This window comes from Micromonospora sp. NPDC085948, from assembly GCF_040686315.1.
Lineage (GTDB): Bacteria > Actinomycetota > Actinomycetes > Mycobacteriales > Micromonosporaceae > Micromonospora.
This window is the reverse complement of the sequence record NZ_JBFBJW010000003.1, coordinates 241820-263665: the sequence shown is the minus strand read 5'-3', so window position 1 is coordinate 263665 and position 21846 is coordinate 241820. Positions and strand designations below refer to the sequence as shown.

Below are 21846 nucleotides of genomic sequence, written 5' to 3'. Positions count from 1 at the left end.
GTGGACCGGTCGGGTGTGGTGGTGGTCGGGGCGGGCATCGCCGGGGTGGCCTGTGCGGTGGAGTTGACACGGGCCGGGGTGCCGGTGCGGGTCCGGGAGCGAGGGCACGTCTGCGGTGGCCGCATGGCCAGCAAGCGCTTCGAGGGACGACCCGCGGACATCGGGGCGGCGTACTTCACCGCCACCGACCCGGACTTCGTCGCCGTCACCGAGCAGTGGCGCGCCGCCGGTCTGGTCCGGGAGTGGACCGACACCTTCCAGGCGTACGACGAGAACGGGCGCCACGACGTGCCCGGCCCGATGCGCTTCGCCGCCCCGCGTGGGCTGCGTTCGCTTGTCGAACACCTGGCCAGCGAGGTGCCGGTGACCGTGGATCGGCTGGTGCTCGGCGTGGAGCCCGGCCCGGCCGTGGACGGCGAACCGTGCGCCGCGGTCGCGCTGGCCATGCCCGGTCCGCAGGCCGCCCTGCTGCTCGACCCGGCGCTGACCGACGCCACCCGCGCCGTGCAGGCACAACGCTGGTCACCGTCCCTGGCCGTGGTGCTGCGCTTCCCGACCCGGCGGTGGCCGGACTTCCGCGGCGCGTTCGTCAACGGCCATCCCGTCGTCAATCTCGTCTGCGACGACGGCGACCGGCGCGGTGACGGCGCTCCGGTGCTCGTCGCGCACACGGTGCCGGAATTCGCCGCCGGGCACCTGGCCCAGCCCACCGGTGCCGCCCCGGCCGTCGAGCAGGCCGTCCGGGACCTGTTGGGGTTGCCCGAACAGGCCGTCGACGTGCGGGTGCACCGCTGGACGTACGCGAAGCCTTCAAGCGGTGCCACCGGTGCCACCTACCACCTGGATGCCGACGGGATCGGCCTGGCCGGCGACGCGTTCGGCAAACCTCGGGTGCAGAGTGCCTGGCGCTCCGGTCGGGACCTGGGCCGCGCCATCGCCGCCCGCCTGGCCTGACCTGTTCGTTCAGGAGTGGCCGGCTGCGGCGACCGGCCGGGCGTCGGCGTCCCGCTCGGCCGGGTCGGAGGTGCGTTCGCCCTCCCGGTCGAGCAGCTGCATGACCGGGGTCGCCGTGATGCCGTGCACCACCACGGACACGAGCACCACCAGCCCGACGGTCGCCCACAGCAGCTCGGCCTGCGGGAAGTCCGCCTTCGTGGTGGCGTACGCGAGGTAGTAGAACGAGCCGACACCGCGGATGCCGAACAACGAGATCACCCAGTGCTCGGCCGGTCGCCCCGGCGCGCCCCGCAGCGACAACCAGCCGAACAGCGGCCGGATCAGGAACACCAGCGCCAACCCGACGGCGGCCGCCGGCCAGGTCAGCGGCGCCAGCAGACCACCCACGATCGCGCCGCCGAGCAGCAGCAACAGCACCAGGGTGAGCAGCCGTTCGACCTGCTCGGCGAAGTCGTGCAGCACCGAGTGGAACTGGTGGGTCCGCTCGGCGGCCCGGATGGCCCGCGCGGCCACGAACACCGCCAGGAAGCCGTACCCGCCGACGACCTCGACCAGCCCGTACGCCAGGAACGTGGCGGCCAGCGCCAGGAAGCCCTCGGCGTGCCGGGCCAGCCGCAGCTCACTGGGCGCGCGGAAGAACAGCTTGCCGAGCAACCAGCCGATCAGCAGCCCACCGCCGACCCCGACGCCCACCTTCCAGAGCACGTCGACGGTGAACCACTCGGCCATCCAGTCGCCCGGGGCGAGGCTGGTCGAGGCGATGGCGATGGCGGCGTAGACGAACGGGAACGCCAGCCCGTCGTTGAGGCCGGCTTCCGAGGTCAACGCGAAGCGGACTTCGTCCTCGGAGTCCTCCACGTCCGTCGGCTCGCCGACCTGCACGTCGGCGGCGAGCACCGGATCGGTCGGGGCCAGCGCGGCGCCCAACAACAGGGCGGCGGCCGGCACCAGGCCCGCCCACCACCAGCCGAGCAGGGTCACCGCCGCGATGCACAGGGGCATGGCGATGGCCAGCAGCCGCCAGGTGGACGACCACCGCTGCCAACTCAACGGTCGGTCGATCTTGAGCCCGGCGCCCATCAGCGCAACGATCACGCCGATCTCGGTGAGATGGGTGGTCAGCTCCGGGTGGGCCAGCGGGTCCGGTGTCGGCAGCCCGACCGGCAGCAGGAACACCAGCATGCCGAGGGCGAGGAAGGCGATCGGCATGGACAGCGGACGCTGCTCCAGGACCCGGGGCAGGATGCCCGCGAGCAGAGCGCCCAGGCCCACAAGCGCGAACGCCACGTCTACCGGCTCCACGGCACCACCTTTCGGCCGCACCCGCGGGGCGCGGGCAGGTGGTGACAGACCTTGCCCCGCAACGGCACCGGCTATGCGCGTACGTGCCGGTGAACCCGAGTGATCCTCAGCGCGGTCGGGTCAGTGGCGAGTCCGCCAATTCGTCGAGCAGCGCGGCCGGGTCGTCGTACACCGCCACCGCGCCGGCGCCGGCGAGTTCGCCGCGGCTGGTGCCGCCGCAGGTCACCCCGACGCACGGAATGTTGAGCTTGCCGGCCGCGACGACGTCCCACACCGAGTCGCCGACGAAGACCACCCGCTCGGCGGCCAACCCGGACTGCTCCAGCGCGGCGACCAGGATGTCCGGGGCCGGCTTGCTCTGCTGGGCGTCCGCCGAGGAGGTGACCGTGTCGATCACGTCGTCGGCGGCCAGCGCCCGGCGCAGTGCGCCCACCTCGGACTCGGAGGCGGAGGTGGCGAGCACCACCCGCAGGCCGCGCTCGGCGCAGGCGCGCAGCAGGTCCGCGGCCCGGGGCAGCGGGGTGAGGCGATCCCAGTACTCGGCGTACAGGGTGTCGTGCGCGTCAGTCAGCTTCGCGTCGGCGTCCCGGTCCCGTTCGGGGCCGAGCAGGTGGTCGAGGAGCTTGTCCGAACCCATCCCGATCGAGCGGTGCACCACCGCCATCGGCACCGGCTGGTCGGTCTGACGCAACGCCTCCCACCAACTCACGGTGTGCAGGTACGTGGTGTCCACCAGGGTCCCGTCGACGTCGAAGAGAACTCCGGCCGGCTGTTCGCTACGCATGGCGCCCTCCTACCCGTCGGGCGGCTCAGGGATGCGCGGTCGGCGGCGTCAGAATCTCGAACCAGACCGTGGAGCCGCGGACCGACGGGTCGGTGCCCCAGGCGTCGCTGAGCTCCTCGATCAGGCCCAGGCCACGCCCACGGCTGCTCAACGTGTCGGTGCGGGTCCGGGTCACGGTGCCCCGGGTGCCGGAGTCGGCGACCGAGACCAGGAGACGCTCGGGGCTGAGGTCGATCTCCACCCGGGCGGCGGTGCCGGCGTGCAGCAACGCGTTTGTGGTCAGTTCGCTGGTGCACAGCACCGCCGCCCCGATCACCGACTCGGCCACCTGCCATTCGGTGAGCTGACCGGTCATCCAGTGCCGCACGCGGCTGGGGGCGGTCGGCTCCGCGGGTACCTCCATGCTCGCCGAGCGGCTCGGCTTGAGCGCGTGCTCGACCGCGAGCACGGCCACGTCGTCCTCGGTGCCGCCGGGCACCGCCGCCGTGGCCACGGCGCAGAGGGCACGGGGGTCGCCACTGCCGGCCTTGGCGACGGCGTCGCTGAGGCCGGCCAACCCGGCGGTGAGGCTCTGCCGACGACGCTCCACCACCCCGTCGCTGAACAGCAGCAGGGTGTCACCGGGACGGAACGGGACAATCGTGGTGCCGGGTCGGCTGCCCAGACCCAGCGGCGGGCCGGCCGGCACGTCGACGTACTCGGCGTAGCTGCGGCCCGTCGGGTCGCTGCGGCGGATCAGCGGCGCGGGGTGCCCGGCGCTGGCCAGGGTCAGCTCCCGCCGCTCCGCGTCGATGACCCCGAACGCCACGGTGACGAACAGTTCGTGGGTGCTGGCCTCCGCGCCCAGGCTGGTGACCAGCCGGTCCAGTCCGGCCAGCACCGCGTCGGGCGCCGGATCGGCCAGGGCGAGCGCGCGCAGCGCTGCCCGGACCTGTCCCATTCGCGCGGCGGCCTGCACGTCGTGGCCCGCGACGTCGCCCAGCACCACGCCGAGCGCGCCGCCGGGCAGGAGGAACGCGTCGTAGAAGTCACCGCCGGCGGCGTTGCCGTCCACCCCCGGGTCGTAGCGGGCCGCCACCCGCAACCGGGGCAGGTCCGGCAGGTGCTCCGGCAACATGCTGCGTTGCAACAACTGGGCCGTGCCGTGCTGGGTCTCGAAGCGGCGGGCCCGCTCCGCGGCCTGGCCGATCAGCTCGACCGAGGCGGCCAGCAGCGCCCGCTCGGCGGGCGACCAGGTGTGCGGCACCTGGTAGCCGACCGCGAGCCCGCCGCGCACCACCGAGGTACCCAGGGGCAGGGCCGCCATCGAGCGGATCTTCTGATCGTGGCGGTCCACCGCGATCTCCCGCAGCGGCTGCCCGTCGCGGACGAAGAACGGGCCGGCGGAGCGGGCCGCCTGCACCACCGGGGCCGACCAGTCCGCCGGAGCGCGCCGCCAGAGCGGAGGAAGCCGCTCGTCGGCCTCGTCCAGCAACTCGCCGCGGACCCGGCGCACCATGCGCCAACCGCCGCCGCCCTCGTCGACCGCGAACGAGGCCTGGTCCGGGTCGAACGTGGTGATCGCGTACCGCAGCGCCACCCGGGCCACGTCGTCGAGGGTGAGCGTGCCGGCGAGCGCCGCGGCCACCTCGCTGAGGCTCTGCAACTGCTCGGTGACGTGGGTGGTCTCGGCCGCGACCGTCAACGTGCCGACGATCTTCCCGGTGCTGTCCCGCACCGGCGAGTAGCCCCGGGTGAAGACCGCCTGCTCCACCGTCGCGGAGTGCCCCCGCACCAGCGGCAGTGTGGACTCCTTCTCCAGGAACGGCTCGCCCTGCCGGTAGGTGCGCTCGAACACCTGACCGACGCCGGGCAGCGCCCAGATCTCGGCGAACACCTCGGCGGCCGGGCGGCCGAGGGCGCTCGGGTGTTTGGTGCCCAGCAGTTCGGCGTAGCCGGCGTTGTAGAGCAGGACGAGGTCGTCTCCGTATGCCAGGGCCATCGGCATCGGCGAGGCGAGGATCAGCTCGATCACCGCCCGCACCGCGACGTCCCAGCCCTCGGGTGGACCCAGCGGAGTGCCGGCCCAGTCGTGGGCGAGCACGGCAGCGGACGTACCGGCGCCGGTGGACGTACCCGGGACCGGAGTTGCTGGCGTGGGGACTCGCCCGACCGTTCCTGGCATGTTCGCAGCCTAGTCGGCTCGTCGGAAAAGGCATCCGATCATGGCGGCGGGGCGTCGCCGCGACCGCCGCGCTGCCCATCTGGGCAGTTCAGGACCCCTGCTCGTCGGACGGCCGGGAAAAACGCGGCGCGTTGCGCGGACTGCCGGACCGGTAGCCGGGTAAGCGCCCGGCGCAGTCCATGCGACAGGAGGGACATCATGCTGAAAACCCTCGCGGTTCGGCAGGCCGACATCGGCGATGCCATCGCCGACACCTGGAGGTCGGTGCTGCTCTTCATCCCGAAGGCAGTGGCCTTCATCGTCATCCTGGTGGTCGGCTGGCTCATCGCCAGAGCCGTCCTCAAGATCGTGGATACGGTGCTGGAACGGGTGCACTTCGACCAAGCCGTCGAACGTGGCGGTATCAAACGGGCCCTGGAGAGAACGAAGTACGACGCCTCCGACATTCTGGCCAGACTGGCGTACTACGCCGTACTGCTGTTCACGCTGCAGTTCGCGTTCGGAGTCTGGGGGCCCAACGCGATCAGTGACCTGATCAGTGGCGTGGTGTCCTGGCTGCCGCGGGCGTTCGTCGCGATCGTCATCGTGGTGGTGGCGGCTGCGATCGCCAACGCCGTCCGGGATCTGGTCACCGGGGCGCTGGGCGGTCTGTCGTACGGCAAGGTCCTGGCCGACCTCGCGGCGATCTTCGTCATCGCGCTCGGCGTGATCGCCGCACTGAACCAGGTGGGTATCGCCACCACGGTGACGACCCCGGTGCTGATCGCGGTGCTCGCCACGGTGGCCGGCATCCTGATCGTCGGTGTCGGTGGCGGTCTCGTGAAGCCGATGCAGAACCGCTGGGACGGCTGGCTGGACCGGGCCGCCCGGGAAGCTCGGGCGGTGCAACAGCAGCGTCAGGCCAATGCGGCCGGGCGCAGCGACGTGGAGCGGCAGATGGCCGACCGCGGGGGCGACCGTACCCAGGCGATGCCTCGGGTGGACGAGGAAGCTCCGCAGTACCGCTCGTAGCGAGGCGGAACGGCACGGCAGGTTGGGGAGGGTGCTCCGCGCAGCGATGCGCGGGGTGCCCTCCCCGCGTCCCGTCAGGCGCCGTCGAGCGGGCGGGCCAGCGCGCAGACCGCGAGCAGCCGGGTGAGCAGCCACTCCGGGTTGCTCCAGTCCACCGGCCCGTCCGGCGGGACCCACCCGTGCTCCAGCGCGGCGGCGCGGACGCCCTCGGCGTAGCCGGCGAGGGCCGCGGCGGTCAGCGGCTGGCGGTCACCGTCGAGGCTGTCCCGCACGGCAGCCGCGTGCTGGTCGACGAGGGCCAGCAGCCCCGGTCGCGCGGCGGCGGCTGCGAGCCCGACGGTGCCGAGGGACACGGTGAGGGCGGCCAGGGTGGACCGCGCCGAGTCGACGGCGGTACGGGTGGCGACCCGGTTGAACGGCACACGCATGGTGACCGAGGCTAACCGACGGGTGACGGTGTCGCCGTCGGTCACTCGGCGGATGTCGGCTGCGCCACTGGCCGTTCGGTGCTGACCGCGGGGGTCGATCCGCCCAGACGGGCCAACGGGAGAACCACGGGCGTTGCAGGACAGGAAGGCAGGCAGCGGGACAGCGGCCGGACGGACCGGCCGGGCAGCGTGGGTCAGTCGGTTGTCGCGTCGGCCGGGCGCCGCCGCGCCGCGTCGTCGGCGATGATCACGGTCGCCACCATCAGCGCGACGCAGAGGCTGAACAGCCACGAGTCGTCGGCGACCAGCCGGGCGGACACGGGTGCCTGCAGGGCGGCGAGCAGGAAGCCGAGCCAGGCGAGCCGGCGCTGACGCGACGAGAGGATTCCGGAGCCTTGATGCATTCCGAAATTCTTACGCGAGTCAGTCCGTTTGCCGTCCTCCGATCGGCCGATTCTGGATGAGCTGTCCGTTTTCTCGACCGTCCGGACACGACTTCTTTGCGCGGCGGGCGATCGGGCGCCGACGGCACTAAAGTGCCCCTGCGGCAGGATGGTGTCCCGTGTCCACCGCGCCCGCCCGCCCCCGCGCCGCCCTGCTCCTGCTGGCCTACCTCGCGTTCGTCAGCCTCGGCCTGCCCGACGGCCTGCTCGGTGTCGCCTGGCCCTCGATCCGGGACGACTTCCACGTACCGACCGAGGCCGTCGGTCTGGTGCTCACCGCGGGCACCGTCGGCTACCTGACCTCCAGCGTGCTGGCCGGGTTCACGCTGGCCCGGGTCGGCGTGGGCGCGCTGCTCGCCGCCAGCACCCTGCTGGCCAGCCTGGCCCTGGGCGGCTACGTCCTGAGCCCGGTGCTGGCCGTGCTGGTGGGCTGTGCGCTGCTGGTCGGGCTCGGGTCCGGCGCGGTCGACTCCGGGCTCAACGCGTACGCCGCCGGGGCCTTCGGGCCGCGCCACATGAACTGGTTGCACGCCTTCTTCGGCCTGGGCGTGGCGATCGGTCCGCTGATCATGACGGGGGCACTGAGCGCCGGGCTGTCCTGGCGGTGGGGGTACGGCATCGTGGCCGCCGCCCAGTTCGCCCTCGCCGTCGCGTTCGCGTTCACCGTGCGGGCCTGGCGACGCGGCAGCCCGGCCGCCACCGAGGGCGCCGCCCCGGGAGCCGAGCCCGCCGCGGCCGTCCGGGTGCCGATCCGGGCGACCCTGCGGCTGCCGGCGGTGTGGTCCGGCACGCTCGCCTTCGCGCTGTACGTCGCCATCGAGGTGTCCGCCGGCCTGTGGGCGTTCCTGCTGCTGACCGAGGGTCGGGGCCTGAGCGCGGCGGTGGCCGGCGGCTGCGTCTCCGCGTACTGGGGGAGCCTCTTCGTCGGCCGGGTCGTGCAGGGCGTGGTGGCCGAGCGCCTGGGGGCGGCGCTGGTGTTGCGCGTCAGTCTCGTCGGAATGGCCGTGGGCGCGGGGTTGATCGCCGCCCCCGGGCCGGGCGCGCTGGCGGTGCTCGGCCTGGTCGTGGTGGGGTTCGCCGCCGCGCCGGTGTTTCCCCTGCTCACCCTCACCACCGCCGACCGGGTCGGCGCGGCCCACGCCGACCGGGCCATCGGCCTACAGATCGGTGCCTCCGGCATCGGCGCGGCGCTCGCCCCAGCCGGCCTGGGTGTGGTGATCGGCAACACGTCGGTGCAGGTGCTGGGCTCGGCCCTGGTGGTGCTCGCGCTGGCGTTGATCGCGCTCTACGAGTGGGGCGCCCGTGGCGCGACCGGCAGGGCCGTGCCGGCTCAACCCGGCGGGGAGGGTCAGACGTCCGGACCGGTCCGGCCGGTGGTGGAGGGACGGTAGGGGCGCTCCGGGTCGGTCGCCTCGCGGCTGTTGCCCTGGGCCTGCCCGTCCCGGTCCGCGGCGGCCGGCCCGTGCCCGAACGCGGCTTCCTCGCCGGCGTCGTTGCCGGTCACGTCGTCGGCCTGCCCGTCGAGGCTGGAGCCCGACACCGCCTTCTCCAGCTCCTCCAGCGGAAGCCGTTCCTCGTCCCGCCACACCCTGATGTTGTCGTCGGTCATGTCTTCAGCGGTACCCGGGCGCGATGATCGCAAACGGGCGACAAGGCTCGGACACGGCGATGGCCGCCGGGATTCCGGCGGCCATCGGGTGTCGTGCGGGGATCACGGCTGCGGACGGTCCACCGAACCGCGCCACGCGCCGGTCTCCTGACCGCGCCGCTCGATGTAGGTCTTGAACCGCTCCAGGTCGCCCTTGGCACGCCGGTCGACGATGCCGAGCTTGTCGCCGGCCTGCTCGACCACGCCGTGCGGCTCGAACTCGAGCTGGAGGGTGACCCGCGTCTTGTCCGCGTCGAGCCGGTGGAAGGTCACCACGCCGGCCTGCTGGGTGCCGTCGGTCGAGCGCCAGGCGACCCGCTCGTCGGGAAGCTGTTCGGTGATCTCGGCGTCGAACTCGCGCTTCACCCCGGCGATGTCCACGGTCCAGTGGGTCATCGTGTCGGAGAGCTGCCGGACCTCCGACACGCCCTCCATGAACTGGGGGAACTCCTCGAACTGCGTCCACTGGTCGTACGCGGTGCGTACGGGCACGGAGACGTCCACATGTTCGGTCACGCCACTCATCTGAGAACCTCCTTCAGCCGCCGGTGGTCATCGGGTCGGGGGACGACCCGTCACCAGCGAGTTGTCTCGTTCTTGTTGCCGAGAGCGGCCCACACCTCGGAGACCGTCTGGTAGAGGGTGCCCTCGGGCAGTCGCTCCAACGCCGCCACGATGTCGTCCGGCGCCTCGTTCTCCCGGGCACTGGCGATGAGCACCAGGCGGTCGCCCGGCAGCGCGCTCATCGAGATGAACCGGCCCAGCCGGCTGCGCTGCTCGACGTCCGTGGAACTCATCCCCTGCGGGGTGCCGGTGCGCAGGTCTCCGGCCGGGGCGGTGGTCGTCTCCGGCTGGTCCTCGCCAGCCGGCTCCGGCACCCGCGACTCGTCGACCCGAGAGCCGCCGGTCCCCGGCCCCTGTACGAGGCCGCTGACCTCCTGACTCATCTGTTCGTCGATTCTCGGTCCGTGCTTGCTGTTGCCACGCTCCATGCCTTCTGCGCTACCCGGCACCCCGCCCGGTAAACCGGCACCGGGCCACGAACCGGCCCGCAGGCCGGACATCCGGGCGACAACCGGCGCTCAGTCGTCGGCGGGCTTGCGGGGCGGCAGCACCGGCTCGTCCGGGTCGGGGTCGCCGGCCTGCAACTGCCGCCCGCGCTGCACCTCGGCGTTGATCTGCACCCCCAGCATCAGCGCCGAGTTGGACAGGTAGAGCCAGACCAGGAACGCGATGGCCGCGCCCAGGCTGCCGTAGGTCGTCTTGTACGAGGCGAAGGTCGCCACGTAGAAGCCGAAGCCGAAGGAGACCGCCGTCCAGGAGACCAGGGCCACCGCGCCGCCGGGGGTGAGCCAGCGGAAGCGGGGTTGGCGCACGTTCGGCGCGATCCAGAACAGCAGCGACAGCAGCACCATCATGACCATGGCGAGCACCGGCCACTTCGCCACGCTCCACACCGTTCGGGCCAGGCCACCGGCGTTGATCAGATCACCCACCGCGTCGGTGACCGGGCCGCTGACGATCAGCGCGAGGGCGACCACCGCGAGCAGCACGAGCGTCACCGCGGCCAGGCCGATCTGTATCGGCCGCAACTTCCACACCGGCCGGCCCTCGGTCACCCCGTAGATGGAGTTGGAGGCCCGGGTGAACGCGCCGATGAATCCCGACGCGGACCACAGCGCGCCGAGCAGACCGAAGCTCAGCAGCACCTTGGCGTTGTGTTCCTGGACCACCACCGACCGGAGCACGCCGACCACGCCGCCGTCGTCGTTGGTCAGCACCGACCCGGCGCCCACCTGGTTGGCGAGGTCGACAACCGTGTCCAGGGTCCGCTCGCCGTCGGAGACCAGCCCGACCAGGGCGACCACCACGATGGCGGACGGAAAGAGCGCCAGGACCCCGTAGTAGGTGAGCGCGGCGGCCCAGTCGGAGCAGTTGTCGTTGACGAAGTTCTGCACACTGCGGACCAGCACCCCACGCCAGGTCCGCCAGCTCAACTGCCGCATCCGGCGGGGAACATGCGTGCCGCGCGTGTCGTCGCGCGTCGTACCGGGCTCCGTGGTCGTCATGCCCGCTCCCTGCGCCCCGGCCACCGGTATGACCGGTCGTCCGGTCGGGCCTGGCCACCGATACCCGGATCGGGAAATCGAGAAACTCGGCGGCGTCGCGCTCGCCGCACGTATGGTTTGCCGCCGCGTCGGCGGGGAACGGTCAGGGTGACCCTGTCGGCACGGAGGAGGACGAGATGCCCGGGCGCGAGGACCTGCCCAGCACGCTGCGACGCTCCCCGGAGAAGGCGCAGCGCACCTGGGAGAAGACGCACGACTCGGCGGTGGAGACCTACGGCGAGGGGGAGCGGTCGCACCGCACCGCCTTCGCCGCGGTGAAGCACCAGTTCGAGAAGGTGGGCGACCACTGGGAGCCGAAGGGCCGCAAGGGCCCCAGCGACCAGCAGGCCGCCGGCGGCGGGCCGGAACGGCGAGCCCCCACCGCCGGTGGAGTCGACGCCAACGCCAGCAAGGACCACCTCATGGCGGTGGCCCGCAAACTCGACGTGCCCGGCCGGTCCAGCATGACCAAATCGGACCTGGTCACGGCGATCGAGAAGGCCAACGACCGAGCCACCCGCAAGGCTCGCGGGGACTGACCACCACCGCGGCCGACAACACCGACACGGTACGGGCGGACGCGCCACCCCTGCGTCCGCCCGTACCGTTCACCAGTGCCCGCCGCCGGGCGCCCCGATGTGCACCGCCTTGGTGGCGGTGAACTCGTCCAGCAGCTCCGGACCGTAGCCGAAGCCCTGCCCACTGCCCCGTCGTGGGTGCGCGGCCCCTCCCGGCGCGCCCCCGAACACCGCGTTGACCTTCACGGTGCCCACCGGCAGCTCCCGCCAGGCCCGCTGCGCGTGACTCATCGACGTGGTCAGGACCGTGGCGGCCAGCCCGTACGGGGAGTCCGCGGCACAGCGCAGCGCCTCGTCGAACGAGTCGACGACCACGACCGGGGCGACCGGCCCGAACGTCTCCTCCCGTACCAGCGGCATGTCGTGCCGGCAGTCGGTGACGACGGTGGCCGGATAGAACGCCCCCGGCCCGCCGGGCACCTCGCCGCCCACCCGCACCCGGGCGCCGGCCGCCACCGCCGCCGCGACCTGCCCGTGGACCTGATCCCGGTGCCGCCGGTCGACGAGTGGACCCAGCTCGGTCTCCGGGTCCATGCCCGGCCCGACCCGCAGGGCGGTGGCACGCCGCACCAGCGCGGCCACGAAGTCCTCGGCCACCTCGCGGTGTACGTAGATCCGCTCCACCGCCACACAGAGCTGCCCCGCGTTGGCGAACGCGCCCAGCGCGGCCTGCTCCGCCGCCCACTCCGGGTCCACGCCCGCGTCCACGATCAACGGATCACTGCCCCCGTTCTCCAGCACCACCTTCGCGCCGGTGCGGGCCGCGGCGGCGGCGATCGCCCGCCCGGTCGCCGTGGATCCCACGTGCGCCACCACGTCGACCTCCTGGGCGGCCAGCGCCGCACCGACCTCGGGGCCGCCGGTGAGCAGCGACAACACGCCGGCCGGCAACGCCTCGTCCAGGGCCCGGGCCAGCAGCCAACCCGTCGCGGGAGCCCGCTCGCTCGGTTTGTAGAGCACCACGTTGCCGGTCACCAGGGCGGCACCCAACAGCCCGCAGGAGACCGCCACCGGGTCGTTCCAGGGCGTCAGCACGGCCACCACACCGCGCGGCTGCGGGGTCATGAAGTCCAGCGCGTCCGGTGCGCCGTTCAGCGTCCGCCCGCCGCGCAGCGGAGCCAGCTCTGCGTACTGTCGCAGGGTGCCGATACCCGCCTCGACGCCGCCGCGGGCGTCCGCCAACGGCTTGCCCATCTCGGCGGTGACCGCCGCCGACAGCTCCTCGACGACCTCCGCCACGGCGTCCGCGGCCCGGTGCAGCGCGGCGGCCCGCTCGGCCGGCGCGGTCGCCGCCCACTGGGCGGCCGCGTTGCGGGCCGCCTGCGTCGCCTTGCCGACCTCGTCGGCGGTGGCCACCGGCACCGTGCTGACCGGCGAGTCGTCCGCCGGGTCGCGCACCACCAGTTCACCGCCGTCGCCGCCCGCGCCCCACACCCCACCCACCAACTGCGCAACCGTGTACATGCGGCGCTGCATGCCCCGGCCCCGGCCGGGCAAACGCGTTTCGCCCGGTTGCGCGCCGGGTAGGCGGATCGGATGACAACCACCGCCGCGCAGAGCGTGGACGCCGTCGTCGTCGGGGCCGGTCACAACGGTCTGGTGGCGGCCAACCTGCTGGCGGACGCCGGCTGGGAGGTGGTGGTCCTGGAGGCGACAGCGGTGCCCGGCGGCGCGATCCGCTCCGCCGAGGTGACCGCGCCCGGCTACCTGAGCGACCTCTACAGCTCCTTCTACCCCCTGGGGTACGCCTCACCGGTGCTGCGCGGCCTCGACCTGGGTCGGCACGGCCTGTCCTGGCGGCATGCGCCGGACGTACTGGCGCACCTGCTGCCGGACGGTCGGGCCGCGGTGATCAACCGGGACCCGGACGTCACGGCCGCCTCCCTTGAGCAGTTCGCCCCCGGCGACGGCAAGCGCTGGCTCAACGCCTACACCGACTGGTGCGAGGTGGCCGAGCCGATGCTGACGGCGATCACCACGCCGTTCCCACCGGTACGCGGCGGGCTGGGCCTGCTGCGTCAGCTGCGCGTCGCCGGTGCGCTGCGACTGGCGCGACGCCTGGTGGTGCCGGTCCGCAAGCTCGGCGACGAACTCTTCGACGGCGCCGGGGGGCCGGCCCTGCTGGCCGGCTGCGCCCTGCACACCGACCTCGCGCCGGAGGAGGCCGGCTCCGGGGTGTACGGCTGGCTGCTGGCCATGCTCGGCCAACAGATCGGCTGGCCGGTGCCCGAGGGCGGCGCGCAGCAGATCACCAACGCGCTGGTGGCCCGGTTCCAGGAGCGCGGGGGGACGATCCTCTACGGCGCCCGCGTCGACCGGGTGCTCACCGCCCGCGGCCGGGCGATGGGGGTACGCACCGAGGGCGGCACGCTGTGGCGCGCCCGCCGGGCCGTGCTCGCCGACGTGCCCGCCCCCGCGTTGTTCCTCGACCTGGTCGGCGCGGCGGCCCTGCCGTCGCGGCTGGTGGAGGACCTGGCGCACTTCCGGTGGGACGGGTCGACGCTGAAGGTGGACTGGGCTCTCTCCGCGCCGGTGCCCTGGACCAACCGGGAGCTGGCCGGCGCCGGCACCGTGCACCTCGGCGCGGACCTCGACGGGTTGACCCACTACGCGGGGGAGTTGGCCCGTGGCGAGCTGCCCCGTGACCCGTTCCTGCTGGTCGGGCAGATGTCGGTGGCCGAACCCAGCCACTCCCCGCCGGGCACCGAGTCGCTCTGGGCGTACACGCACCTGCCGTTCCGGCGGGACTGGCGGGCCGAGGACGTCGCCGGGCACGTGCAGCGCATGGAGGACGTACTGGAAGCGGCGGCGCCGGGTTTCCGGCAGCTCGTCGTCGGCCGGCACGTGGCCGGGCCGGCCGACCTGGAACGGGACAACCCGAGCCTGGTCGGAGGTGCGCTCGGCGGGGGCACCGCCGCCGCGTACCAGCAGCTGTTCCTACGCCCGATCCCCGGCCTGGGCCGGGCGGACACCCCGGTGGACCGGCTCTTCCTGGCCAGCGCGTCGGCGCACCCCGGCGGCGGTGTCCACGGGGCACCGGGCGCGAACGCGGCCCGCGCGGCGCTGGCCCGAGACCGCGCCCTCACCGGCCGCGCCTACGCCGCCGCCATCGCCGCAGCCCACCGCGCCATCTACCCCAACTAACACCACCCCCTGCCCCCCACCCCCTGCCCCCACCCCCACTCCGCCGTCCGCCCCGTTGATCAAGAGGTTTGCGTCAGATCCGAGGGCGTCGGTGACGCAAACCTCTTGATCAACCGAGGTGGGGTGGGTGGGGTGGGGTGGGGTGGGGGTTGGGGGTTAGCGGGTGATGTTGCGGTGTTTGTTGCGGAGGCGGAAGGGCATCAGGGCGCTCTCCACCTTGGTCGCCGTGGTCATCTTGGAGATGCCGTCGCGCCGCTCCTCGAAGCGGATCGGCACCTCCAGGATGGTGTGGCCCAACTTGGTGGCGAGGTAGTGCATCTCCACCTGGAAGCTGTAGCCGTTGGACTGCACCCGGCCCAGATCGATGTCACGCAACGCGTCCGCGCGCCAGATCTTGAAACCGGCGGTCAGGTCCCGGATGCGCACCCGCAACAGGGTGTGCACGTAGAGGTTCGCCCAGCCGCTGAGGGCCCGACGGTAGAGCGGCCAGTTCTCGTCCAGCTCCCCACCGGGCACGTAGCGGGAACCGATCACCACGCTCGCCTGGGTGGACAGCAGCGCGCCCAGCATCCCCGGCAGCGCCTCCGGCGGGTGCGACAGGTCCGCGTCCATCTGCGCCACGTACTCGGCGCCGCCCTCGACCGCCCGGGTCATCCCGTCGACGTACGCCCGGCCGAGGCCCTCCTTGCCGGCCCGGTGCACGACCTCCACCCGGTCCGGATGCTCGATGGCCAGCTTGTCGGCCACGTCGCCGGTGCCGTCGGGGGAGTTGTCGTCGGCGACGAGGATGCGCAGGCCGGGCAGCGGCAGGGCGAGGACCCGCTCCACAAGCGTGGGCAGGTTGCCCGCCTCGTTGTAGGTGGGCACGACAACGGTCAGGCGTGCGTCCCGCCACGGCGACGGCAGCTGCACAGGCTCGATCATGTGGACATCCTCGGTTTGCGGAGAGGGGCTCCCGGAAAGGGTATCCAGTTGTCACATTCGGGTTGAAGAGGCACCCCTTCCGGGCGTTGCGGACGGCGGTGCCACGGCGGGTGCGGGCATCGATCCCGCTGGTCGTGGCTGGTGCGTGCCGGTGGCCGCGACGAGCGAGTCAGCGCCTGCGACGGCGTCGATGCCGCCGCGGGGCGGTCACCGTCGGCGACGGGTCACGGCGGTGAGGCCGAGCGCCACCGCGGCGAGCGCGACACCGGACACCACCGGTTTGTGGGTGCCGACCCACAGCGCCGCCGACCGGTTGCGGGCCCGCTCGCGGAACACGCCCGCCGTGCCCCGATCCGTCTCCTCGTCGCCGGGGTGGTCCAGATTGTCCCGCCAGGTGTGTGGATCGATCTCGTCGCCGGTCTGCTGGCTGTCGTAGCCGTCGCGGGCCAGCTTCCGGTCGAGCAGACCGGGAAAGAGGATGTCGGCCAGCCGGGCCTGCCACGTCGGGCCGCCCACGTTCAGCTCCCGGGTGCCACGGTCGGCGGCCCACACGATCGCCCTGGCGGCCAGCTCCGGGGTGAAGATCGGCGGCACCGGCTGCGGATGCCGCGGCAGCCGGGTGCGTACCCAGGAGAACTGCGGGGTGTTGACGGCGGGTAGCTGCACCATCGTCAGCTTCACCCCCGGGCAGTCGTGCAGCAGTTCGGCGCGCAGCGAGTCGTTGAATCCCTGGATGGCGTGCTTGCTCGCGCAGTACGCCGACTGCAACGGGATCCCCCGGTAGGCCAACGCGGAGCCCACCTGCACGATCGTGCCCCGCGCGTGCGCCCGCATGTGCCGCAGCGCCGCCAGGGTGCCGTGCACCGTGCCCAGGTAGTTCACCTCGGTGACCCGGCGGAACTCCCGCGCCGGGATCTCCCAGGCCGGCGCGAACACCGACACCATGGCGTTGTTGATCCACACGTCGATGCCGCCCCAGCGGTGCACCACGTCGTCAGCGGCCTGCTGCACCGCGCCCGCGTCGGCCACGTCCACCCGGTAGGCGCGGACGTCGGTGGCGCCGCGCTGTCGGCACTCCCGTTCGGCGGCGGCCAGGCCCGCCTCTCCCCGCGCCAGCAGCGCCAGTCGGGCGCCCCGGGCCGCGTACGCGTGGGCCACGGCCCGACCGACGCCGGCGCTTGCTCCGGTCACCACCACCGTCGGTGTCATCGCGGCCCCTTCTGTCGGGTGGCGATGTCGGCGAGCCGGTCCAGCGTCTCCCGGTTGCGCAGGTGCAGCACCAGGTCGTTGACCTTGTTGCGGACCCAGTGCAGCGGTCCGGCGGCGAAGTCCTCCCCGAGGCGGACCCGGGTGGCGCCCCCGTCGACGGGTTGCAGCGTGAAGGCGACTATCGCCTCGCCGGCCGGCCAGAGGCCCGCCTTCAGCACGAGCCGGTGCGGGGGCTCGCAGACCAGCACCGTCGACGCGTCCTGCAAGGAGAACGGCCACGGCCCGGCCCGGTGGTGCAGCTGGCTGCCCACCCGGGGCCAGGCGTCGTCCACGGCCCGCACGTGTGCCGTGCCCACCACCCAGTCGCTGTACGTCCACCCGTCGGCGAGCACGTCGAACACCTGCTGCGGGGGAGCTTCGATCACTTTCTCCACAATCGCCACTGGGCTCCCATACCCCCGGTGGGGCGAGGGCTAACGACCGGCGGGTTAGCTTCTCCCGGACGGCGGGTAAGGCCGACCTGGGACACCGCTGGCGGCGCTGCCCACCCCCTGACCGACGACGTTTACTCCTTCGGGCGCAGGGAACCCGCCGCCTGTGCGACAGGACCAGGAGGATCCGTATCAGCGCAGGTCAGCCCCGGTTTACGCCGCTGCTGACCGCGCCGGTTCCGCCGGGTCCGGGCGCACTCCCGGCGGGAGCGCTCGACCCGTCCTCTACGACGCGGTGTTGCTGGACCGCGACGGCACCCTGATCGAGGACGTGCCGTACAACGGCGACCCGGAGAAGGTGCGGCCGGTGCCGGGGGCGCGGGCGGCGCTGGACCGGTTGCGGGCGGCCGGGCTGCGCCTGGCGGTCGTGACGAACCAGTCGGGCCTGGCCCGGGGATATTTCAGCGCGGAGCAGATGCGGGCCGTGCACGCCCGGGTCGAGGAGCTGCTGGGCCGGTTCGACGCGTGGCTGGTGTGTCCGCACGACGACGCCGACGGCTGTGACTGTCGCAAGCCGGCGCCCGGCCTGGTGTACGCCGCCGCCCGGGAGCTGGGCACGACCGCGTCGCGGTGCGTGCTGGTGGGCGACATCGGCCGGGACGTCGCCGCCGCGTTGGCCGCGGGGGCGGCGGGAGTGCTGGTACCCACCCCGGTGACGCGACCGGAGGAGATCGCCGCGGCCGGCTGGGTGGCCACCGATCTCCCGGCGGCGGTGGACGAGATCCTGCGCCGCCAACAGGCGGTGCGTCCCGCGGCCTCGTCGGGCGACCAGGTGCGGACGGCGTTGGTGGTCCGCTCGGATTCGGCGGGGGACGTGCTGGTCACCGGGCCGGCGATCCGCGCCGTCGCGGCCGGAGCGCAGCGGGTGGTGCTGCTGTGTGGGCCACGCGGCCGGGCCGCCGCCGATCTGCTGCCCGGCGTCGACGAGATCATCGAGCACCCGCTGCCGTGGATCGACCCGATGCCGGGGCCGGTCGACCCGGAGGCGGTGCGGAGCCTGACCGCGCGCCTCGGCGCGGTCGGTGCGGACCAGGCCGTGGTGTTCACCTCGTTCCACCAGTCGGCGCTGCCGCTGGCGTTGCTGCTGCGGATGGCGGGGGTCGGCCGGATCGCGGCGATCAGCGACGACTACCCGGGTTCGCTGCTGGACGTCCGGCACCGGGTGCCGGTGGGCGTTCCCGAACCCGAACGTGCCCTCTCCCTCGCCGCCGCCGCCGGCCACCGGTTGCCCGACAACGACGAGCCCGTGCTCCGGCTGCGCCGCGACGCCGTGCCGCCGCGCCCGGCCGCTCTCGGCGACCCGGGGTACGTGGTGCTGCACCCCGGGTCGGCCGCGTCGACCCGGGCCTGCCCGCCGGAGGTGGCGACCCGGATCGCCGGGGCGCTCACCGCCGCCGGGCACCGGGTGCTGGTCACCGGCGGCCCGGACGAGCGCGCGGTCACCGCCCGGGTGGCGGCGGCCGGCGGCACCGACCTGGGTGGTCGAACCGACCTGGCCGGACTGGCGGGGATCATGGCGGACGCCAGCGCGGTCGTGGTCGGCAACACGGGTCCCGCACACCTGGCCGCCGCGGCCGGCGTGCCCGTGGTGAGCCTCTTCGCGCCGACCGTCCCGTTCGGCCAGTGGGGGCCCTACCGGGTGCCCACCGTCCGGCTCGGTGACGCCGCCGCACCCTGTCGGGACACCCGCGCGACCAACTGCCCGGTCCCCGGGCACCCCTGCCTGAGCGGCATCGACCCGGACGAGGTGGTCGACGCGCTGCGCACGCTCACCGTCAGCGGTGGTGGTGGCCCGCGATGAACATCCTGCTCTGGCACGTGCACGGATCCTGGACCACGTCGTTCGTGCACGGCAGCCACCGCTACCTGATCCCCACCACACCCGACCGCGGCCCCTACGGCCTCGGCCGGGCCCGCACCTACCCCTGGCCGGACAGCGCGGTCGAGGTCTTCCCGGAGGACCTGCCGGGCGCCGACGTCGACCTGGTCATCCTGCAACGTCCCGAGGAGATCGACCGGGCCGAGGCGTGGCTGCGTCGCCGCCCGGGTCGCGACATCCCGGCCGTCTACGTCGAACACAACACACCGAAGGGCGACGTGCCGAACACCCGGCACCCGATGGCCGACCGCGACGACCTGCTCATCGCCCACGTCACCGGGTTCAACCAGATCTTCTGGGACACCGGGGCCACCCGCACCACGGTGGTCGACCACGGCATCGTCGCACCCGCCGTCTCCTACACCGGCGAACTCGACCGGCTCGCCGTGGTGATCAACGAGCCGGTTCGGCGGGGTCGGGTCACCGGCACCGACCTGCTGCCCCGGTTCGCCGAGATCGCGCCGCTGGACGTGTTCGGGATGGGCGTCGCCGGTCTGGCCGACCACCTCGGGCTGCCCGCCGACCGGCTCGTCAGCCACGACGACGTGCCCCAGGACCGGATGCACGCCGAGCTGGCCCGGCGGCGCGCGTACCTGCACCTGTGCCGGTGGACCTCGCTCGGGCTCAGCCTCATCGAGGCGATGGCGATCGGCATGCCGGTCGTCGCGCTCGCCACCACCGAGGCGGTGACGGCGGTGCCCCCGGAGGCGGGCGCCCTCGCCACCCGGACCGACGTCCTGCTCGACGCCGCCCGCCGGTTCATCGCCGAACCGGCGACCGCGCGCCAGGCCGGCGCGGCGGCGCGTGCCGCCGCGCGGGACAGGTACGGCCTCGACCGTTTCCTCGCTGACTGGGACCGGCTGCTGGAGGAGGAAGTATGCGGATCGCGATGATCTCGGAGCACGCCAGCCCGCTCGCCGTCCTCGGAGGGGAGGACGCCGGCGGCCAGAACACGCACGTCGCGGAGCTGTCCGCCGCGCTCGCCGCCGCCGGGCACGAGGTGCGGGTCTACACCCGCCGGGACGCGCCCGACCTGCCGGTGACCGTACGCAGCCCGGACGGGTACGACGTGGTGCACGTGCCGGCCGGCCCGGCCGAGCCGGTGGCCAAGGACGCGTTGCTGCCGCACATGCGCGACTTCAGTAGTTGGCTGATCGAACGCTGGCGGGGCGGGGACTGGGTGCCCGAGGTGATCCACGCGCACTTCTGGATGAGTGGTCTGGCGGCGCTGACCGCAGGCCGGCAGACCGGGGTGCCGGTGGTGCAGACGTACCACGCGCTGGGCACCGTGAAGCGCCGCTACCAGGGCGTGCAGGACACCAGCCCGGCCCGACGGGTCTCCTACGAGCGCGAGTTGGGCAGCTCGGTGGACCGGATCGTCGCGCAGTGCCGCGACGAGGTCGGCGAACTGGTCCGGATGGGCGTGCCCCGCTCCCGGATGACAGTGGTGCCCTCGGGAGTCAACCTCGCCACGTTCGCCCCGCTCGGGCCGGCCGCCGACCGGGAGCCGGGACGGGCCCGGATCCTCACCGTGGGCCGGCTCGTCGAACGCAAGGGCTTCCAGACCGTGATCCGCGCGATGGCCCTGGTCGGTGACGCCGAGTGCGTGGTGGTCGGCGGCCCGCCCGAGGGGCTGCTGGAGACCGACCCGTACGCCCGGCGGCTGCGGGCCCTGGCCGAGACCTGCGGGGTGGCCGACCGGGTGCACCTGGTCGGCGCGGTACCCCGCGAGGAGATGGGCCGCTGGTACCGCTCGGCGGACCTGCTGGTCGCCGCACCCTGGTACGAGCCGTTCGGGTTGACCCCGCTGGAGGCGATGGCCTGTGGGGTGCCGGTCGTCGGCACCGCCGTCGGCGGCATCCGGGACACCGTGGTCGACGGGACGACGGGCGACCTCGTGCCGGCCCGGGACCCGCAGGCGCTGGCCGGCGCGATCCAGGGCCTGCTCGACGACCGGATCAGGCGCTTCGCGTACGCCACGGCGGCCCGCGAGCGGGCCCGCACGCGGTACTCGTGGGCGGTCACCGCCGAGCGGCTGGTCGAGGTCTACAGCGAGGTTTCCGCCGTCCGTCGACCGGCCCGGGTGGTGGCCTGATGCCGGCCGGCAGCCTGCTCGACACCCACCTGACGAACCTCGCCGCGGCGCTGGTGCCGTACCGGCGCTGTGAGTCGCAGCTGGCCCGCTGGGGCGCGGACCTGGCCCACCGGCTGGCCGCCGGGGGACGCCTGCTGGTGGCCGGTAACGGTGGCAGCGCCGCCGAGGCCCAGCACCTCACGGCCGAGCTGGTCGGCAAGCTGCACGACGACCGCCAGCCGCTGTCGGCGATCGCGCTGCACGCCGAGACGAGCGCGCTCACCGCCATCGCCAACGACTACGGCTACACCGACGTGTACGCCCGTCAGGTGCGCGCGCACGGCCGCCGCGGCGACGTCCTGCTGCTGCTCAGCACCAGCGGCAGCAGCCCCAATCTGGTCAGCGCCGCCCAGGCCGCCCGCGACGCCGGCCTGACCACGTGGGCCCTCACCGGCGCCACCCCGAATCCCCTCGCCGACGCGTGCGACGAGGTGCTGGCCGTCGCGTCGCCGGACACCCAGGTCGTGCAGGAGTTGCACCTCGTGACCAGTCATCTGCTCTGCGAGTACCTCGAACAGGAGTTGGCCGCGACCACCGACCCGGCGCTCGGCCACGACGTGCCGGCGCCGGTGCGGGCCGGGGTCGAAGTGGTGCTCGACGGTGAATCCGGACAGCAGGTCGACGCGTGAGGGATGGGGAGGT

The 21846-nt window shown here is 73.5% G+C and carries 22 protein-coding genes; 9 read left to right on the top strand and 13 right to left on the bottom strand.

Features of this window, described 5'->3' with window-relative positions:
* The first annotated feature begins 15 nt into the window (after positions 1-15).
* A complete protein-coding gene (locus AB0O48_RS10855; RefSeq protein ID WP_357246165.1) occupies positions 16-954 on the top strand; it encodes an FAD-dependent oxidoreductase in 939 nt (312 codons plus the stop codon).
* Between the two features lie 9 nt (positions 955-963).
* Here AB0O48_RS10855 and AB0O48_RS10850 read toward each other — a convergent pair whose 3' ends face one another.
* From AB0O48_RS10850 to AB0O48_RS10840, 3 genes are all read right to left on the bottom strand, one after another.
* The gene (locus AB0O48_RS10850; RefSeq protein WP_357245481.1) at positions 964-2259 is read right to left on the bottom strand and encodes a cation:proton antiporter; all 1296 of its coding nucleotides are present in this window, start codon (positions 2257-2259) and stop codon (positions 964-966) included.
* A gap of 106 nt (positions 2260-2365) precedes the next feature.
* Positions 2366-3043, bottom strand: coding sequence for an HAD family hydrolase (locus tag AB0O48_RS10845; protein ID WP_357245478.1), 678 nt, complete (start codon positions 3041-3043; stop codon positions 2366-2368).
* 25 nt (positions 3044-3068) lie between these two features.
* Positions 3069-5207, bottom strand: a complete 2139-nt coding sequence (locus tag AB0O48_RS10840; protein ID WP_357569907.1) for a SpoIIE family protein phosphatase — start codon at positions 5205-5207, stop codon at positions 3069-3071.
* A 198-nt stretch (positions 5208-5405) separates the two neighbouring features.
* Here AB0O48_RS10840 and AB0O48_RS10835 point away from each other — a divergent pair, with 198 nt between their 5' ends.
* Positions 5406-6218, top strand: coding sequence for a hypothetical protein (locus tag AB0O48_RS10835; RefSeq protein WP_357245474.1), 813 nt, complete (start codon positions 5406-5408; stop codon positions 6216-6218).
* A 74-nt stretch (positions 6219-6292) separates the two neighbouring features.
* Here the strand turns inward: AB0O48_RS10835 and AB0O48_RS10830 are convergent, their stop codons facing one another.
* Both AB0O48_RS10830 and AB0O48_RS10825 read right to left on the bottom strand, forming a co-directional pair.
* A complete protein-coding gene (locus AB0O48_RS10830) occupies positions 6293-6646 on the bottom strand; it encodes a DUF6401 family natural product biosynthesis protein (protein WP_357245471.1) in 354 nt (117 codons plus the stop codon).
* 194 nt (positions 6647-6840) lie between these two features.
* Positions 6841-7050, bottom strand: coding sequence for a hypothetical protein (locus AB0O48_RS10825; protein ID WP_357245468.1), 210 nt, complete (start codon positions 7048-7050; stop codon positions 6841-6843).
* Between the two features lie 158 nt (positions 7051-7208).
* Here AB0O48_RS10825 and AB0O48_RS10820 point away from each other — a divergent pair, with 158 nt between their 5' ends.
* A complete protein-coding gene (locus tag AB0O48_RS10820) occupies positions 7209-8480 on the top strand; it encodes an MFS transporter (protein ID WP_357569906.1) in 1272 nt (423 codons plus the stop codon).
* Here the strand turns inward: AB0O48_RS10820 and AB0O48_RS10815 are convergent.
* The 4 genes from AB0O48_RS10815 to AB0O48_RS10800 form a co-directional block, all read right to left on the bottom strand.
* The gene (locus AB0O48_RS10815; RefSeq protein ID WP_357245463.1) at positions 8438-8698 is read right to left on the bottom strand and encodes a hypothetical protein; all 261 of its coding nucleotides are present in this window, start codon (positions 8696-8698) and stop codon (positions 8438-8440) included. The genes AB0O48_RS10820 and AB0O48_RS10815 overlap by 43 nt on opposite strands.
* Before the next feature lie 102 nt (positions 8699-8800).
* The gene (locus AB0O48_RS10810) at positions 8801-9262 is read right to left on the bottom strand and encodes an SRPBCC family protein (RefSeq protein WP_357245460.1); all 462 of its coding nucleotides are present in this window, start codon (positions 9260-9262) and stop codon (positions 8801-8803) included.
* Positions 9263-9312: 50 nt separating this feature from the next.
* On the bottom strand, positions 9313-9729 hold the full coding sequence (locus AB0O48_RS10805; protein WP_110564927.1) for a DUF2795 domain-containing protein: 417 nt from the start codon (positions 9727-9729) through the stop codon (positions 9313-9315).
* A 90-nt stretch (positions 9730-9819) separates the two neighbouring features.
* Positions 9820-10806 (bottom strand): YihY/virulence factor BrkB family protein, encoded by a 987-nt coding sequence (locus AB0O48_RS10800; RefSeq protein ID WP_357245457.1) that lies wholly within the window; start codon positions 10804-10806, stop codon positions 9820-9822.
* A 176-nt stretch (positions 10807-10982) separates the two neighbouring features.
* Here AB0O48_RS10800 and AB0O48_RS10795 point away from each other — a divergent pair, with 176 nt between their 5' ends.
* Complete coding sequence (locus tag AB0O48_RS10795) at positions 10983-11384, top strand: ChaB family protein (RefSeq protein ID WP_357375174.1); 402 nt, start codon at positions 10983-10985, stop codon at positions 11382-11384.
* 69 nt (positions 11385-11453) lie between these two features.
* On the opposite strand, the gene AB0O48_RS10790 is transcribed toward AB0O48_RS10795, so the two are convergent.
* Positions 11454-12887, bottom strand: a complete 1434-nt coding sequence (locus tag AB0O48_RS10790; protein ID WP_357245451.1) for an aldehyde dehydrogenase family protein — start codon at positions 12885-12887, stop codon at positions 11454-11456.
* A gap of 72 nt (positions 12888-12959) precedes the next feature.
* On the opposite strand from AB0O48_RS10790, the gene AB0O48_RS10785 reads away from it, so the two are divergent.
* Positions 12960-14567 carry an NAD(P)/FAD-dependent oxidoreductase gene (locus tag AB0O48_RS10785; RefSeq protein WP_357569905.1) on the top strand — a complete coding sequence of 536 codons (1608 nt, stop codon included), beginning with the start codon at positions 12960-12962 and terminating at the stop codon, positions 14565-14567.
* A 156-nt stretch (positions 14568-14723) separates the two neighbouring features.
* Here the strand turns inward: AB0O48_RS10785 and AB0O48_RS10780 are convergent, their stop codons facing one another.
* The 3 genes from AB0O48_RS10780 to AB0O48_RS10770 all read right to left on the bottom strand — a co-directional run bounded on the left by AB0O48_RS10780 (position 14724) and on the right by AB0O48_RS10770 (position 17125).
* The gene (locus AB0O48_RS10780; RefSeq protein ID WP_357245445.1) at positions 14724-15491 is read right to left on the bottom strand and encodes a polyprenol monophosphomannose synthase; all 768 of its coding nucleotides are present in this window, start codon (positions 15489-15491) and stop codon (positions 14724-14726) included.
* Between the two features lie 207 nt (positions 15492-15698).
* The gene (locus tag AB0O48_RS10775; protein ID WP_357245442.1) at positions 15699-16700 is read right to left on the bottom strand and encodes an SDR family oxidoreductase; all 1002 of its coding nucleotides are present in this window, start codon (positions 16698-16700) and stop codon (positions 15699-15701) included.
* A complete protein-coding gene (locus AB0O48_RS10770) occupies positions 16697-17125 on the bottom strand; it encodes an SRPBCC family protein (RefSeq protein ID WP_357245440.1) in 429 nt (142 codons plus the stop codon). Before AB0O48_RS10770 ends, AB0O48_RS10775 begins: the two co-directional genes overlap by 4 nt.
* A gap of 301 nt (positions 17126-17426) precedes the next feature.
* On the opposite strand from AB0O48_RS10770, the gene AB0O48_RS10765 reads away from it, so the two are divergent.
* From AB0O48_RS10765 to AB0O48_RS10750, 4 genes are read left to right on the top strand one after another with little or no spacing between them, the layout of a single operon-like run.
* Positions 17427-18992, top strand: coding sequence for an HAD-IIIA family hydrolase (locus tag AB0O48_RS10765; protein WP_357569904.1), 1566 nt, complete (start codon positions 17427-17429; stop codon positions 18990-18992).
* Complete coding sequence (locus AB0O48_RS10760; protein WP_357569903.1) at positions 18989-19963, top strand: glycosyltransferase; 975 nt, start codon at positions 18989-18991, stop codon at positions 19961-19963. Before AB0O48_RS10765 ends, AB0O48_RS10760 begins: the two co-directional genes overlap by 4 nt.
* Positions 19948-21165, top strand: coding sequence for a glycosyltransferase (locus tag AB0O48_RS10755; RefSeq protein WP_357245434.1), 1218 nt, complete (start codon positions 19948-19950; stop codon positions 21163-21165). The genes AB0O48_RS10760 and AB0O48_RS10755 overlap by 16 nt, the downstream gene beginning before the upstream one ends.
* Positions 21162-21833 carry an SIS domain-containing protein gene (locus AB0O48_RS10750; RefSeq protein ID WP_357246162.1) on the top strand — a complete coding sequence of 224 codons (672 nt, stop codon included), beginning with the start codon at positions 21162-21164 and terminating at the stop codon, positions 21831-21833. The genes AB0O48_RS10755 and AB0O48_RS10750 overlap by 4 nt, the downstream gene beginning before the upstream one ends.
* Positions 21834-21846: the final 13 nt, after the last annotated feature.